Consider the following 15,754-nt stretch of genomic DNA (forward strand, 5'->3'; position numbering starts at 1 on the left):
GCAGTCAGCGTACGATAGCAAGTCGCTCCGTTTTGGTAATCGTGCCTTTGGATGAGCGAACAACAACACGATAAAGATAAACGCCATTAGCAAGCAGATCGCCATCTTTATCACGTCCGTCCCAAGGAATGCGGTAGTATTCACTCCATCCTGCATTGATGACAGGCATAACATCAAGCTCCTGTACCAGCCGTCCAGCGATGGTATAGATAAAAATTTTGAATTCTGTAGGTCGTTCATCATCGGGGCTCGTGAGGCGAAAAGCAAATTCGGTTTTGTCCGAAAAGGGATTCGGGTAGTTGAAAAGATTTTCTACTCTGAATTCTGAGTCGACACGAAAGCGCACCACAGTGGAGGCGCTATCAGCAAGATTTCCAGCAGCATCGCGTATAGTGGCAAAGAGTGTATAGTCGCCGTCGGTAAGCGTTGGCGTGAAGATGGCAGTCGCAGTAGGGTTATTCGCTGTAGCTGGTATAAAAGTCAGTTGCTGAGATTGGGCGTAGAAAATCGGGCGGCGATTGAGAAACACTCGAATGGCATTTGTGTCGGTAAGCGAGAGTGTATTATCAAATGCTCGAATCACGATGCGCGGACGCTGGCGAACTGTTTCACCGTTGCTGATGCGTCGTCCATCGAACTCAATGGTAGCGGTCGGACGCACCGTGTCTGCTCGCACGAAAATGGAAAGGCTAGCGCGGTTGTTTTGCTTTGAGAGCTCGGCTAAACGTGAGTCAGGGTCGAGTTCCAGCGCAAGTGTTTGCAATCCAGTTTGCACAAAAGCAGGCAAGGTTATGGTGAGCGGATGTGTTGCGCCTGCACTTAGTGAATCGATTTGAAGGGTTTGCAGAGTTTGTCGCTGACCGGTGGGCAAGACGAGTGAGATGCGAACGGTGATGGAGTCAAGCCGTGCTTGACCTAAGTTTCGCACTTCAGCTGAAATCGATATAGGTTCGCCTGCGTCAAGAGAATCGTGCTCGGCACGGAAAGTGCGGTAAGAAATAGCTGCATCGCCGGCTTTGGTGTAAGTCAGACGCACAGTGGTGAGCTTGGGAGCTATGCCTGTGTTAGTGTCACGTTGAAGTAATGCATGCAGTCGCAGATAGGGATACCGCTTTGCATCGATGAATGAGAGGTCTATACCAGCACTTTGCGTGGTTGTCAGAAGTGAATCTTCTTTGCCATCGAGACGCAGACCCAGCACGGTAAAGCGGGTTTGTGTGCGGTTGCCAGTGCTTTGCCACGAAAGCTGCTGCCAGCGCGAGGCTGGACCAATACGGTCGGTTGCAAAGCCGGCACTGAGGCGTTGAATCGTGATGGCGGTGTCAATGGTGGTAACGATTCCAGCAGAGTCGCAGCCCTGTAACGATGAAGCACAGCGCGTGCCCCATGCTTCGGCATAAAAACGGCGGTTTTTGAACCAATAAATGCCCACGATTCACGAAAGCGCAAATTGCCAAAGTGTTGGCTGCCGAGCTGCTCAAGGCGTTGACGAATGGGATTCATTGGCAGATCGCGTGTGTCGGGAATGGCATCGACCAGACTTATCAGCGCAAGTTGATGCGGTGCCATATTATCGATTAAACGATTAAAGCGAGCGGGCAAGGAAGTATCAGGATTGATAAGTGTGTAGGGGAACATGGTCAGAAAGTCAAAGTTTTCTACGCGCGTTACACGCACAACTTGCGATGTGTCTAAGATGGCGATATTCAAGCCGCGCAATGGTCCGCGCGGTGGTGTGCTAAGTCCGATGACATCAAACTGACGATCATCGCCGACAATAATTTCATAAAAAAGATTGGGTAATTGCGCGTTTAGTCCCACAGAGCGTACAATGAGCGGCAAGCGACCATCGCCATTGGTAAGACCGTCAGACACGCGGTTTAAGCCCACCAGTTGATTACGCCAGAGTTGTGAACCGAGCTGTTGCCATGCGTCTGCATCACTTGATTCATCGGAGAAGGTTACAGGCAAGATTTGCCATGGTGTTTCGTCAGAACCATCAAGGCTGCGGACGCGCCAGAAGTAAGGCACATTTGCAAGCGGTGGAAGATTGGGTTGCCACTCCGTCGTGTAAAGTCCTTCAGGTACATTAGCGCTGCGCTGACAAAGAGGGCTATCGAAGCGGTCGGTTGTATCAAGTTCAAATTGATAGATGCGCTCACTTTTGGGGCGTTCGCTTGGGTTGAGGACAACGAAACGAGGTGATAAGCGCAGCATCGTGCCAAAGGCTTGTGGCGTTGCAACAGCAACGGCATTTGTGAGTACATTGATACGCAACGAAGCGCGATTATTCTCTTTTGAGACTTCCACAATGCGATTGCTTTCATCGAGGCGAACTTCAAGGTCGTGTATGCCTAATCTGCCTGAAAAATCCAATCTGACCACGATAGAATCGCGCAGACCAATCGGACGCAGAGTGGTATCGAGCACTAAAATTGGCGTTGGACTTTCTGCCCAGCGGTCATAGATGCGCACATTGACGCTATCACGAGTAGCTAAGCCATAGTTTGAGATGACAAGAGCAAGCGGCTGCAGGTCGCTTTCGTTGAGCACAGGATTAAGAAATGTGAGTTGCTCGGGCGTGAGTGCCAAATCAGGCAAGGTGGCAAGTGCCATAGGTTCGGCGGGGTCGCCTTGAATGTTGTAGTGATCGATGGTGCCTTCCACAGCAGCGCTGAAAAAAGCAAATTGCTCGCTAAACGCACGATGCGCTGAAAACCAGATTTCGCCTGCGGTGCGCTGCGCATTTTGAATCGCTCGAAAGACATTCTGGCTCAGCATATGATCTAACGATGGAAAGCCCCAGCCGGCTGTTCCAATGAAGCAAAGTGCACCACCATTGGGTGAGAGTAGAAATTGTTCGGTAAAGGATTTCCCGAAAGGTTCTGCAAAGCGACCAGTGTTACATGTCCAACTCAGCACGAGCGGATAGCGACCACGATTTTGCAGTGTGAGCGGATCGCCAAGGGCAAGGTCCCAGCTGTTTGAGCCGGCGTGTCCAATGTAATGCACTAGAGCGGCGCCTGTTGCCATAGCGTTACGAATCTGCGACTCGAGTTGTGTACTGATAAAAGGATTTTGGTCGTCGCGATAGAGCGTATCAGCTCTGCCAGCGATTGGCGGCGGTATGATGAAGTTAGAGATAATGCTGTTAGAGTAAGTGCGAAAAAGTTGCTGCTCCAGCAAATTGAATCCACCATTGACAAAAAGAAAATTCTTATGCCATGCTTCTGCTCTAAATGGTTGGCTATCGCCAATGAGCTTGCGCAGATATGTTTCAGCTTCAGCGACGCTATAGACAGGAATGCGCCCAATCATCATTTTTGGAATGTTGCGAAAGCGTCGAGTTGGGGCATTATCGAAACTCACAAACCAGATGTCGCTAACGGGCTGTCCATATGTTGGTACAAGTGCAGGGCGCGCTCGTGAAACAGGCAGGTTGCCTTTGAAGTCGCGGTTGGCGCCACCGAAGAGCAAGACATAGCGCGGTTGTGGTGCGCGCCAGTTCTCAAAAGCATATTTCAAAAACTGCCGAATCGCTATAGGGTCATAGAGGCCGAAATTAAACTCATCATAAATCTGCTCGGTCTCTACAACTTCAACGCGATAACTACCGCCTTGAGCTGAGGCGCGATGCGCTGCCAAACGACTTGCTTGCTCGCAAAAAAGCGGATGCGTGATGATAATGTAATCAGCAGTGCGACTGGGATTGCGAAGTAACGGCTTTGCGTTATGTAGCCGAATAAGCGGGCGATAAAAATTTCGCCGCTCGGCAAACACATAAGTTTTGTTTGCTTCAACACCGATGCGCAATCGCTCGACACTTTGAGCTGTGATAGTTAGTCGAACAGTGTCAGTAAGGTTGTAGAGTGTATAGTCGCTATCCTGTATGCCTGCAAGCTCAAGATCTTGGGCGGCGTTATCGGAGGCAAAAAAGAATTGACGTGATGCTGTGGGCAGCGTGAAATTGCGCGGGAAAGAAAATTCAATCCAGTCTAAGGCAACAATTGCAATGCTGGTCTGGGCACTTGTGCGTCGCAGACGATAGAGCAGTTGATTTTGTCCATTGCGCAGCACTGCAGCGTTGAACGATAGTGTATAGACATTAGCTCCCCTGCTCGAGAGTGAGATTGAACCAATCGATGTGCCGTTGAGAATAATTTCAAACTCTGCGGTGCCAGAAGTGGTATGCGCAAAACGCACAGCGGCGCGTGCTGTGCCAGCGCTCACTACGCCTTCAAGTTGAAAAGTAGTCTGTGCCGTGTCGATTGGCAGAGAGGGGTTAGATTGAAAATACCGCTGCGCCCAACCTTCACCGAGCACACGCTCAGTAACATACTGACCTTGCTCTGTAAGTGCAGCGACATAGATACAATCTTGCTCAATGCGATGTGTGGCAAGAAAACTTTGTGAGAGCGCAGTGCCTCTTGGCGTTGCAGTTGCCGTTACCACACGCCGACCTTGCGTACCGCCCCATGTAAGCCAATAGACATTGGTATCGCTGTACACATTTCGTAGCTCTGTAACACTGCCAATCACATTGCCTGTAAATTCGTCCAGTACAGGCTCGGGCGTAGCACGATTAAAGCTGCCAAGAAACTCGATTTCATCGTTTGCATCAAGTCGCCCATCTTCTTCGCCGCGCACGAAAATCGGTAGTTCTTTGCCCTTGTAAATGAGTCGCAAAGTACGTGGATTGATGCCCGAAAGACTGACTCCTGCTGCTGCAATCTCAGCACCAGAGAGGCGATAGAGACCATCTTCTGTGGTCAGTAGTTTGAGGTAAGGCTGAGAAGGATTATACCAATTTGCGGTGCTATCACTTGCTATGCTCATAACTTCGGGCAATGTAGAAGAACTGACTCGGAAGGCTTTGGCTTCGTTGTAGTTTAGCAGATGTTGGCAAAGAAATTGCTCATCGAGAAAGCTATGTGTGTGCGGTTGAACCAGCGTGTTGGAGTTTGGGGCTTTTACAATCGACCAGTTGACTTCTATCAAGCGATGCCAGCGCAGTTCCTTTCGTGCAGCTGAATACTGCAGCGGTGCAATTTGTACTTGCGCCACATATTGTGTCCCCACATAGAAGTAACGCACAACATTTGCTATCGATGCCGGCAGAAAGTCTGCCGAAGCATAAGCTGCACTGTTTTTAAGTCTTTGTGTGATATTACTCTCTTGCAGTAGGGTATTGTCACTTGCTACAGGCGCTAAACGAATATTCTGCTTGGTTTCCCCTGCAAGACGCTTTGCTGAAACTGTAAGTGTGGCACCAGCAGGCAGACCAATGTAAATGGATTTGACCGGCACAAACGGCACAAGTTCGTATGAGGACATAGCTTTAAGTGCCGCTTCAGGCAAATGTCCTGCATCAAATTCAGCGTAGAAGAGTTTTGTGCTACCAATCGTTTCCTCTCTTAGACGTAAATCATAAGTTTGCACAAAGGTTTGACCAGAAAACTGCTCGGTGGGTTTAGGTTGAGCGTAAAGAAGAAATGGAAACAGCGCAACGCAGCATAGCGCAAGCCTTTTCACAATAAGCACAATACGCATTAGGCAATTTTCACAGTTTGAGATAGCGTGAGAACTTTTGCTTGCAAGTTGAGCCATCCTATCATCACCCCTATGGCAAGCCAAAAGTGAACGGCAACCAATGAACCAAGCGTAAAAAATAAGGTCAAAATGACCACAAATAAACCCAAGAGTATGATGCCGTGCGCTTTACTCGTCTCATCTGGAGCGCTTACAGTGTGAGTGAGTAATGCTTTCAAAAGTTTTGCAAGAGCATAGAAAAAAACGCTGGCGCCCACAAGACCTGTCTGTACAAGTACATTGATATAGATGATGGAAACTGCTTGCGGTGTGGCATCTACGCTTGGCGCATAGATTTCAAAGAAGTAAGGAATAAATGGACCAATGCCGATAAGGGGATGATCAAGAAAAATTCTCAGTCCGACTTTAGCTTGATGGAATCTTGCAACGCGCGACACAGCAGAGATATCCGTCTCTTCAGCAAAAATTTTTGCAGAAATGCATTATCTATTGCGCTAAGCACAAACTCGCATTGCCCAGCGAATGTGATGACAAGCAGGATAGCGAGCAGTGTGAGGAGGGTTGTTTTGATAACTTGCCGAAGCGGATAGATGAGTATCGGTACAAGCAGAGCAAAAAGTATCATGCCCACCAAAGCCGATGTCGAAAAAGAAAGTAGCAGCGCCACGATATTAAGCAGAAAAATCAATTTGAGCCATTGCGGCAGCGACGAGCGTTTCTCACTCGACTGCCACTGCATGATAGCCATCACGGTCAGTGGAAGGATAATGCTAAGATATCCGCCATAGGGACCGGGCTCAAAATAAGTGGAGGCAAAGCGGACAATGCCACTCTCAAAAAAAATTCCGCGCGGCGCATCAGGGCGTTCAATAATTCTGTTGAACTGCAGTGCTTGAATTTCAAAGCTAAATAAAAAGCTAAAGAGTTGATAGAGTGCATAGAGTGCTGGAAACACTGACCCGAGTGCGGCTACTGTTAAAACTGTTCTCAACCCATTTTGCACTTCTGTAATGAAGCGAACCACTTGCCAGGCAAAAAGCATATTGAGCAACAGGTAGAGATTGATAGTAAAGCGTGAGCTATCCAGCGAACCGATGTATTTCAACTCAGGTAAATCACCAAAGTTGAGTAGTTCAATATACCCTGCAATTTCAGCGCATACGCTAATGAGAAAGAATGCTAACCCGAGCTTTTGCCACTCAGACATAGATTGATTTTCACGCATGTCCAAGAGCGAAAGCGCACCAAGCAGGAGCAAGAGCAATTGATAGGTTTTTAGACTGATACCAGCTATGGAGACATAAAGCAACTGCTGCAAAGGAATGGTGAAAACAACTGTCAGCAGTACGGCGTAGCGAAGGGTGTTCATGGGTACTGTCGCATTGCGTCCCAAATTGCTTGTGCCTGTGCGCGCCGACCGTTTAGCCATTGACGAAAAAAAGATAGGACAAGCCGCAGATAAACCAGTGGCAGAGACTGCGGATAAAACTTGCGCACAAATTTAATCCGACTGCGCGTTGTATAAAATACCGACATTGCACTCCACTTTCTCGGTGTATTACCAACGCTTTGCCCGCTTTTGTGGTAGACAATACTTTTTTCGGCATATCCTAACCTAAACTGTCCATGAGCCCGCATAGTCCAATCTAATTCCTCGAAGTAAAGAAAATACTCTTCGCTCATCAACCCGACTGTTTCTAAAAAAGCCTTTGAGACCAGCATAGATGCGCCCATGACATAATCCATTGAGGCGCAACACTGATGACGATGTTCAGACGGGAACTGCTCAAGGGGCTGATTTTCAGCGATGTGTGAGGTCAGACCGAACCACTTGTTGTAGTGTCCGCCTCCAAGCGTTTGAATCAGCGTCGGATGGTGATAGTAAAGTAGGGTTGAGCCGCAAAGTCCGATGGTCGTGTCTTGCAAGGCATGCTCAACGAGGTTCAGCAAGGCGTCGGGTGCAACAACGGTATCGCTGTTGAGAAGCCAAATGTAGTCAAAGTCGCCTTTGGCAAGTGCATAGCGTAAGCCAATGTTATTGCCAGCAGCAAAGCCACGGTTCTCACCAGTTTGAATGAAGATGAGTTTTGCATCGTGTTCATCTGCGCTGAGTGCAGACTCAACATCGGCGCAAGTGTACTCACAGTAAGTGATTGGTTTGTCAATTGGTGGGTAAGAATATGAACGCAGTGCGTTGTGCGGTGGTGTCCACACCGAAAGCCGCCCGGTTGCCCATTGCTGAATGTGCCAAAGCGAATCATCGGTTGAGCCATTATCACACACAATGACACGATAGTGTGGATAGTGCAGGCGAAAGACACTCTCCAAGCACTCAATCGTATCTTGCCAGCCATTCCAGTTCAGCAGCAGAATATAGACTTTTGGAAGGCTATCGTGATTTAATCGGCTGTGATACATTGCTCAAATTTTTTTACAGCACTCTCCCAAGTAAATCGTTGGATATACTGATGTCCATTCATTGCAAGTTGAATACGGAGTTGCGGATTTTCAATGAGCTGCAAGATATTTGCTGCCAGTGCCTCAGGCTTTCGAGGTGGAGAGAGTAAAGCCGTCTGCTGATGAATGCCGTAATCAGTGTGACCACCAATCTGTGTCAGACAGACAGCTGCACCGCATTGCATGGCTTCAGCAGGTGGTAAAGCCATACCTTCTACCCAACTTGGACTAACAAAAATTGCTGATGCGTTGTAGAGCTCACATAACTGACGCTGTGGCGGGTTTTGGACATACTCTATCCACGCAGGTAGATTGGGTGGCGCATTGGGTGTGCCAAAAAGACGCACAGTAAGTGTATCAACAGTTTGTTTAACGATGTTCAGTGCGGCAAGACCATCTGCTGAGCCCTTCCAGGGCATCGTATGATACATCATGATAACCGTTGTGGGCGAGCGTCTGTCAATAGGGTGCATAAGTGAAAAGTAGCCATCTTGATAATCCACACCCTGCGATACCCAACAAGCGCTTTCACCTCTGGAAGCCAAGAACGTCTGTAGCCACTTTCCCGTAACTAATTTTTTTAGGGGTAATTTCCATGTGGCTTGTGCGCGCTGTGATAAGACGGGGTCGCTGGTAAAGGCGGATTCATCGTTTTGAATTAAATAAAATTTTCGACCTTTAGAGTCAGGATAAGCAGCTGCCCATTCGGCACTCTCCCAAGCTGTAGCAATCACCACATCTGCGTCAGGAATCCAACGCACATCCAAACTCGGTCTCCAAAGCAGTCTTACGCTTTGTGCAAGTCGTATCCATTGATCGGGCTTGTAGCCGCCTTTGTAGCCCAGACTTCTCAAAAGAAAAAGTAGAGCGCGCTTTATCTTATGCTGACTTGTAGCTTGCCTGTCGTAAGGCACGTTGCCAGTTGCTGCAACAAGTGTTACACAATGCCCTCTTTGCGCAAGCCGATTCGCGTATTCTATCACAACTTTCAAACCACCTACGGGATTATAGAGCGGCATTGGGCACAAAAAGGTAATCTTCATCTTGCCACACGAGACCAACGATGAGTATTCTTCGGTAATGAAAACCACAAATACAAAGCTGTAATGATGGCTTCACCTAAAAGAGTGGATGCTGCTGCAGCAAGCGTGCCATATGCTCTAACCAGCAAAAGCGATAGCATAATGCTTGCCAGCGATCCCGTTAAGCAACCTGTCATCACTGCCGTGTCTTGTTTATTCACAATTAGTGTGTAGGCATAAATTTGACCAATAAAGTTGATAAACTTTGCGCATGCAAGAAACACAAGTGGAAAAGACCCACCAGCAAATTCTGCCCCAAAGAGCACATCATAGATGATGGAACTCGAGAGTATCAACGCGCCTGTGGGCACAATGCCAATTGCAACGAAGAGCCATAGCATGTTGCGGCGCTCTCTGTTGAATACTGCTTCACCTGCTGCATGGCACTCGACAAAACGCGGCAAGAGTAAATTATAGAAACTACTAAAAACCATGTCCAATGCCCCAGCGATGATGAGCGCGCTACGATAAGCGCCAATTGCTTGCTCAGGGACAGCTGTGGAGAGAATTAAGAGCTGAAAGTTCGTGTAAAAAAATTGAGCAACCGCAACCAGCCAGTATTTCCAGGATGTTCCAAGCAGTTGAAAGACACGATGTGTATGCAGTTTTGGTGAATGTGAGGGAGCTATGATCATTGAGGCAACGAGCCATGTTGCAGCCGTGGATAGCACATTCAAGCCAACAAAAACGACTAAATCAGAACCTAAGGGCATTTTTGGCAAAAAAGTTGAGTAGATGAGCGCAGTCAAGAGAGAGCTGATTGCCGTAATGAGATTTAGTGTGCGCAGTTTCCCCAAGCCTTGAAAAAAATAGACAAGATTGAGTGCGTTGCATAACAACAAAACTGCACCAAGTTGCCACACTGCCCACTGTTCTGCCGAGACAAGCAAGCGTGTGATAATCACCCAAAGTAAGGCAAGAAGTAGGGCAATAGACAAACGAAATCTTGCCACAGCAGTCAGTAAATTGCGCGACTGAGCAGGATGTTGTGCAATTTCACGCGAGACAATAGGGTCGAGTCCGCCGTGAAATAAAAGTGAGACCTGCATTGCCCAAGTTATGATGATGCCAGAGACACCGAAGTTTGAAGCGCCGACACACTGTGCAGCAAACGCACTTGCCACAAAACTCACTGCTCTCGAAGAGATATTCAACAGCGAAATACTGACGCCCTCTCGCATCAAAGATGATGAGCCTAAGTGAGCAGCCTTTTGCATGAGTAATGCCAGACACTTTTTACACGTCTCAATCACGCTTTCTATAAAGTTAAAGTGAGCCCTATCTTAAGAGGAGATTATTTTTGGAACACAATGACAAGTGTGTGACCAAGCAATGGCTCAGCTGCTAATTCCTTTTGATTCATGGCAGAAAGAAAATTGGAGAATTTGACGATGAGACGCGTCGAAAACCGCAGGTCTACAGCGCAGCGATAGCTTGGGGCAAAACGGGCTCTCAAGCGGTCAAAAAACATTGCTTCTCTATACCATTGCCAATGGACATGTGGCAATGGCTCAAACGCCACAGCACACACTTTCAACTTAAATTGATAGCCAATGTGTCTCAGCGCTGCTTCATTCCAGCGCGTAACATGATGCGGTGGAACATTGTAAATGTGATTAAGAGTCTTCCCAATAAATCCATCATCATTTGGAACTGAGAGAATCAAGTATCCATTGGCTGAGAGCAGCGCCAACATTTTTTCAAGGAAGGCTTTTGCATCTGCAACATGTTCCAGCACCTGAAAAGCACAGACCACATCAAATGCGGAGTATTGACGTTCAACCATTTGCTCGAGCATGATATTTTCCACGTTTATTCCTGCAGCCTGCGCTGCCACGACCGCCGCGGGGTTTGTTTCTATGCCAAGATAATCGGGATGCTTGGAAGACAAAAATTTTGCAAATGCACCATCACCGCAGCCGACTTCTAAGACACGTGCAAAAGGCTTGATAAAATCAGCAGCAAGTGCAAATTCAAATTTGTGTTCCTCATAATAATTTCCTTTCAACTGCAATTGCTGATAAAATAAAGCCGAGCCACAGACTGCAGGATAAAAAAACTTCACGCAGGAGTGCGGAGCATAGTAAAACCCAAACTCCGCAATGCCCTCAAACTCCGATGAGACATCAAGCCCGATGCGTCGGTACAGTTTTATGACATCTAACGACGCAATCCGTTGTAGCAATTCCACCTTCGTGCTATAAGTTAGCGGACAGCGCGGCACAGTTGTAGCACTCATCTGACATTGCGTTGAAACATCTTCACCCAGATGACGGAAGCCACGTTAATCAAGACCTCGCCAGTTGCAGCGCTCCATGCTGCCCCAAGCGCCCCAAGATTTGGAATGAGAACAATGCTTAGCCCAATGCTCGTAGCGGAGCCGATAACGCAGATCATCAAAAAATCAAGATCGCGCTTCATGGCTACAAGCGTTTGCACATACACTTGGGCGATAAAACCTGTAAGTCGGGCTATGGCTAAGATGCGAAACGCTTCAGCACCTACTAAAAACTCACGACCTAAAAACACATCATAGAACACTGGTGAAGCAAACCATGCTACAAGCACAATTGGCACGCTCATCGCTCCAAATAACCAGAAAGCACGCTGCTGCTGCTGCCTCAAAATCTCTTGTCCCTGTTCTTTCCACACCACAATACGCGGCAAGAGCAGGAGGTAGAAACTTTGTAGAAAAAAATCAAGACCTAAAATCAAGCTAAATGCGGTGCGATAGATGCCAGCTTCACGTGTGTTAGAGAGCATTTCCACGATTGGAACTTGAAAGAACGTAAAAAGTCCAGTAACCAACGCCGTCAGAAAATACTTCCATGATTCACTGAGAAGCTCTGGCAGCAGCGCACGCGGCGTACGAAACAGTGCCATGGAAATCGGAGCGCGACCAAACTCACGCCAGTATGCCAGCCAACTCAGTGCGACAACAACTGCAGTCGATGCAAAAGTGAAAGCCAAATCCAACCCTGCAGGTGCCCCCGGCTTGAAGATGAGAAAGATACCAATAGCAGAAAGGGTGGTCGCAAGGGCTTGAATGCCGTTCAGAACAGGCATCTTTTCAATGCCCACAAAGACAAAGTGAAGGAGTGAGGCGTTTAGCCAAAGAATGAGACTTGCCAGACACCATGCTGCTCTGCGAGGTTCATCTACTATAAGCCACACCGCAACGTTCCAAATCAGCATCATAGCACTTGCCACACATACTCGAAGTGTAACGATGGTCTCAACAAGTTCGCGTGTGCTATCGGCATATTTGTTTGCAGCGATGCGACGCGTTGCTACAGTATCTAGACCGAGTTGGTAGAGTATGCCAATTTGCAAGGCGGTGGTATGAGCGACACCTGAGATGCCATAGTTCAGTGCGCCCATACACTTTGCGGCAAAGGCAGAAGCAAAGAAGGCTAAGACTTTGGAGAGACTGTTAAGAAGCAGGCTCAGTGAAGCATGCCGAATAAACTGTGATTCATAAAGCCGCTTTAGCACTGTAAGCGTTTTCGCATATAGAGAGGGCTGCGTCTCATGTGGCTCTACGGGAAGGCTCATTGAACGGGTTTTTCGGTTTCACGCCACTGGAAGCCGGGCAAGTTCAAATCTTTACGAAAGAGCAAACGTTCGGGGTATTGCTCACCTTCGACATCGCCACGAATTAGAATGCGACGCACACGGTTGTTTTGAAAGTAAATGCTAATCTCATCGCCGCTTGAGGCATTAGCACCGCGTGGTTTGGAACCGTCGTAAGTGTAATACAAGCTCCGTGCTTGCCGATAGACATCCGCTTGTTGAATGCGCGAGCTATCATCAAACATAATCATCATATTGACACCAGAGACCTGACTGAACTTCAAGCCTGTTTTATCCAATGAATCTTTTGAGGCAAGAAACGCATTGCGATAGACAAAGACTTTCTCAATGCGCAAATTTTTTGCCACGCTCTTTGAGCTGCACCACGATAGAATCCCCCGTGAGTTGAGAGCGTTCAAACCAGACAATGGGATTGCCGAACAGTAAAATTTTTTGGTCTTTAAGTCGATAGATAGCGTTTTTAGCTTTGGCGTAGAGCTCTCTGCCCCAGCGAATGCGCACGCTGTCTTGCATCTCAACGCGCTGCACACTGTCTTTTTCGCCGCGATACGAATCCATGCGTGCAGCACGAATGAAGAGTGTATCAATTTTGCCGCTTTGTGTGCTATCGATTTTCGTAAGCAGGGGTTGTTCAATGATGAAACTGTAGCCGCGTGTGTTGAAGTGTTCAGCGTATCCGCCGGTGATGGTTGTATTATCGGCTAAATTCATAAGACGCACATTGCGAAAAGCCTGTGAGCGAGCATCATTGCGAAAATAGACCAGACTATCGCAGAAGACCATTTGCACACTATCTTTGAGCGAGACATTGCCACTGAAAACGGCGCGCCGTTCATTGCTGAAATAAATCCCTGAATCGCTTTTGAGCAAGACTTTGGTATCGGAGAGCGTTACATCTTTTTTGAGTTCAGAGCGTCTTTCATCAGGAAAATAGAAGCCCTCGTAGCCAGTAATTGTAACAGTATCGCGCACAATTTTGACATTGCTGACTACACGAATTTTGCGTGTGGTCAGATACTGCAGAGCTGTGTCGCACTCGACGGTGGTGGTGCTCTCTCGGAAGAGGACATTGCCGATTGCGGAGCGAAATTCTTCGCGTAGGGGGGGTGAGAAGGTGCTATCTAAAAACTCTCCGCCTGAAACTTCATCTGCCCGCTCCAAGATAACAGTAACAAGTTTGACGGTATCCTGTGCAGCCGTTGGCTTTGAACTTGGCTGTGTTTGTGCGCTGGCATGCAAGTGCAAGCACAAAGCAACCACGAGACTGAGTAACATGCCTACATGAATCCACCACGAAGTATTATTTTTGCACGCCAATTTCTTTAACATAAACAGAGTTCAGACTTGCGAAAACTGATTTTAGTTGCAGGCGCGCGGCCTAACTTTATGAAAATTGCACCCTTGCACCGCGAACTGCAAAAATCTCGAAACTATCACTCCATCATTCTCCACACAGGGCAGCACTATGATGAAAAAATGTCCAAAGTCTTCTTCGAAGACCTTGAGCTGCCGCAACCTGATATTTACTTGGGCGTAGGCTCAGGCTCGCACGCCGAACAGACTGCAAAGATAATGGTCGAATTCGAAAAAGTGCTGCAAAAAGAAGTCCCCGATATGGTAATTGTGGTCGGCGATGTCAATTCTACCTTAGCCTGTTCTATCGTTGCAGCAAAGATGCTGGTGCCAGTTGCACATGTCGAGGCGGGACTGCGTAGCGGCGATCGAACCATGCCCGAAGAAATTAACCGCATTGTTACCGACAGCATTTCGGATGTGCTTTTTGTCAGCGAGCCTTCTGGGCTACATAACCTAATCAATGAAGGTGTGCCCGAGGAAAAAATTTTCTATGTGGGCAACATTATGATCGATAGCCTTGTCTGGCACATCGATAAAGCAAACAACTCCAAAATTCTTGAAGAATTAGGACTTTCACCCAAAAGTTATACGCTGGTTACCCTGCATCGCCCAAGCAATGTTGATGAAAAAGAGAGCCTTGAGAAAATCCTGCGAATCTTTGAGGCTATTGCAACGAAGTCAAAAGTTGTATTCCCGATTCACCCGCGTACGCGCAAGATGCTTGAGTCTTTCGGACTGATGGAAAAAGCGCAAGCTATCTCGGCGCTGAAACTCATTGAGCCACAAGGCTACATTGAGTTTTTGAAACTCATGAAAGAAGCATCGCTTGTGCTGACAGACTCAGGTGGCGTGCAGGAAGAGACCACTGTGCTCGGAGTGCCTTGCCTAACGATGCGTGAAAATACCGAGCGCCCGATTACAATTGAAGTTGGTACGAATTTGCTCGTTGGCACCGATGAAGATGAAGTGCGTCGGGCTGCACTCAAGACGCTGAGCGGACATGTCAAACGTGGTAAAATTCCGGAAAAGTGGGATGGGCGCACCGCAGAGCGAATTGTCAAACATCTCAATGAGATTTTTTCAACTTGGTAGACGGCGCGCAACCACAGCATAGAGCGGGTCGCCAAACTGCGGGCTCCGGTCCAGCATTTGAATTCGATGCCAGTTCCCTGCACGCTCCAAAAAACTCTTGACAAGGTGCTGATGCTGTAAGTCGTCAGTATAGAGCCAGATAAGAATAGCTTTGGTTGGAAAACATCGATTAGAGAAGGTAATTACCAGCGGGGCGTCAGGCTTGAGCACGCGTCCGACTTCACGCAGCACCGCAACGGGGTTGGTCAGATAATCAATTGAGACACAAATTGCAGCCCCATCAAATTCGCTGTCCTTAAATGGTAAAACATGATTGACGTTTAGGTTTTGCACTACAAATTCAGCAAGACGTGGATTTGCGGCAAGTTCTTGACGGTTCATGCCCAAGCCAACCACGCGCCGATACGGCACGTCATCGGGCAAGTGACTCACCCAGCTGCTCATCAAATCTAAAATCGCTGAGTGAGGTGGAAAGTATTCGCGATAGAGTTGCGTTACAGCAGCAATAGCGCCATCATCAATATGCGTAACAAAGCGCGGCACACTGTAGAAAAGTTCATCTGGCGATTCATCTTGACGGCGAAATGCTTCTTTGGGTAAATCGTCTAACAGCATAGGTTTTA

General features: G+C 47.8%; 13 protein-coding genes. 1 reads left to right on the forward strand and 12 read right to left on the reverse strand.

The window, feature by feature from the left end; translation table 11 throughout:
• Positions 1 to 4: 4 nt before the first annotated feature.
• The 11 genes from CMR00_06940 to CMR00_06990 all read right to left on the reverse strand — a co-directional run bounded on the left by CMR00_06940 (position 5) and on the right by CMR00_06990 (position 14,012).
• Positions 5 to 1,435: a hypothetical protein gene (locus CMR00_06940; protein PIO48066.1), complete on the reverse strand. Its 1,431-nt coding sequence runs from the start codon at positions 1,433 to 1,435 to the stop codon at positions 5 to 7.
• Positions 1,159 to 5,607 carry a hypothetical protein gene (locus CMR00_06945; protein ID PIO48067.1) on the reverse strand — a complete coding sequence of 1,483 codons (4,449 nt, stop codon included), beginning with the start codon at positions 5,605 to 5,607 and terminating at the stop codon, positions 1,159 to 1,161. Before CMR00_06945 ends, CMR00_06940 begins: the two co-directional genes overlap by 277 nt.
• Complete coding sequence (locus CMR00_06950; GenBank protein PIO48068.1) at positions 5,550 to 5,987, reverse strand: hypothetical protein; 438 nt, start codon at positions 5,985 to 5,987, stop codon at positions 5,550 to 5,552. The genes CMR00_06945 and CMR00_06950 overlap by 58 nt, the downstream gene beginning before the upstream one ends.
• On the reverse strand, positions 5,945 to 6,919 hold the full coding sequence (locus CMR00_06955; GenBank protein PIO48069.1) for a hypothetical protein: 975 nt from the start codon (positions 6,917 to 6,919) through the stop codon (positions 5,945 to 5,947). Before CMR00_06955 ends, CMR00_06950 begins: the two co-directional genes overlap by 43 nt.
• Positions 6,916 to 7,968, reverse strand: a complete 1,053-nt coding sequence (locus CMR00_06960) for a glycosyl transferase (GenBank protein ID PIO48070.1) — start codon at positions 7,966 to 7,968, stop codon at positions 6,916 to 6,918. Before CMR00_06960 ends, CMR00_06955 begins: the two co-directional genes overlap by 4 nt.
• A complete protein-coding gene (locus CMR00_06965; protein PIO48071.1) occupies positions 7,950 to 9,050 on the reverse strand; it encodes a hypothetical protein in 1,101 nt (366 codons plus the stop codon). The genes CMR00_06960 and CMR00_06965 overlap by 19 nt, the downstream gene beginning before the upstream one ends.
• Entirely contained in the window at positions 9,047 to 10,306 is a 1,260-nt protein-coding gene (locus tag CMR00_06970) for a hypothetical protein (GenBank protein ID PIO48072.1), read from the reverse strand. Before CMR00_06970 ends, CMR00_06965 begins: the two co-directional genes overlap by 4 nt.
• A gap of 77 nt (positions 10,307 to 10,383) precedes the next feature.
• On the reverse strand, positions 10,384 to 11,328 hold the full coding sequence (locus CMR00_06975) for a hypothetical protein (protein PIO48073.1): 945 nt from the start codon (positions 11,326 to 11,328) through the stop codon (positions 10,384 to 10,386).
• Positions 11,325 to 12,644, reverse strand: a complete 1,320-nt coding sequence (locus tag CMR00_06980; protein PIO48074.1) for a hypothetical protein — start codon at positions 12,642 to 12,644, stop codon at positions 11,325 to 11,327. The genes CMR00_06975 and CMR00_06980 overlap by 4 nt, the downstream gene beginning before the upstream one ends.
• Positions 12,641 to 13,030, reverse strand: coding sequence for a hypothetical protein (locus CMR00_06985; protein ID PIO48075.1), 390 nt, complete (start codon positions 13,028 to 13,030; stop codon positions 12,641 to 12,643). Before CMR00_06985 ends, CMR00_06980 begins: the two co-directional genes overlap by 4 nt.
• A complete protein-coding gene (locus CMR00_06990) occupies positions 13,008 to 14,012 on the reverse strand; it encodes a hypothetical protein (protein PIO48076.1) in 1,005 nt (334 codons plus the stop codon). The genes CMR00_06985 and CMR00_06990 overlap by 23 nt, the downstream gene beginning before the upstream one ends.
• 15 nt (positions 14,013 to 14,027) lie before the next feature.
• Between CMR00_06990 and CMR00_06995 the strand changes: the two genes are divergently transcribed.
• On the forward strand, positions 14,028 to 15,131 hold the full coding sequence (locus tag CMR00_06995; protein PIO48077.1) for a UDP-N-acetylglucosamine 2-epimerase (non-hydrolyzing): 1,104 nt from the start codon (positions 14,028 to 14,030) through the stop codon (positions 15,129 to 15,131).
• Here the strand turns inward: CMR00_06995 and CMR00_07000 are convergent.
• Positions 15,120 to 15,746 carry a methyltransferase type 11 gene (locus CMR00_07000; protein PIO48078.1) on the reverse strand — a complete coding sequence of 209 codons (627 nt, stop codon included), beginning with the start codon at positions 15,744 to 15,746 and terminating at the stop codon, positions 15,120 to 15,122. The genes CMR00_06995 and CMR00_07000 overlap by 12 nt on opposite strands.
• Positions 15,747 to 15,754: the final 8 nt, after the last annotated feature.

Origin of the sequence: [Chlorobium] sp. 445 (genome assembly GCA_002763895.1) — a bacterium.
Taxonomy (GTDB): Bacteria; Bacteroidota; Chlorobiia; order Chlorobiales; family Thermochlorobacteraceae; genus Thermochlorobacter.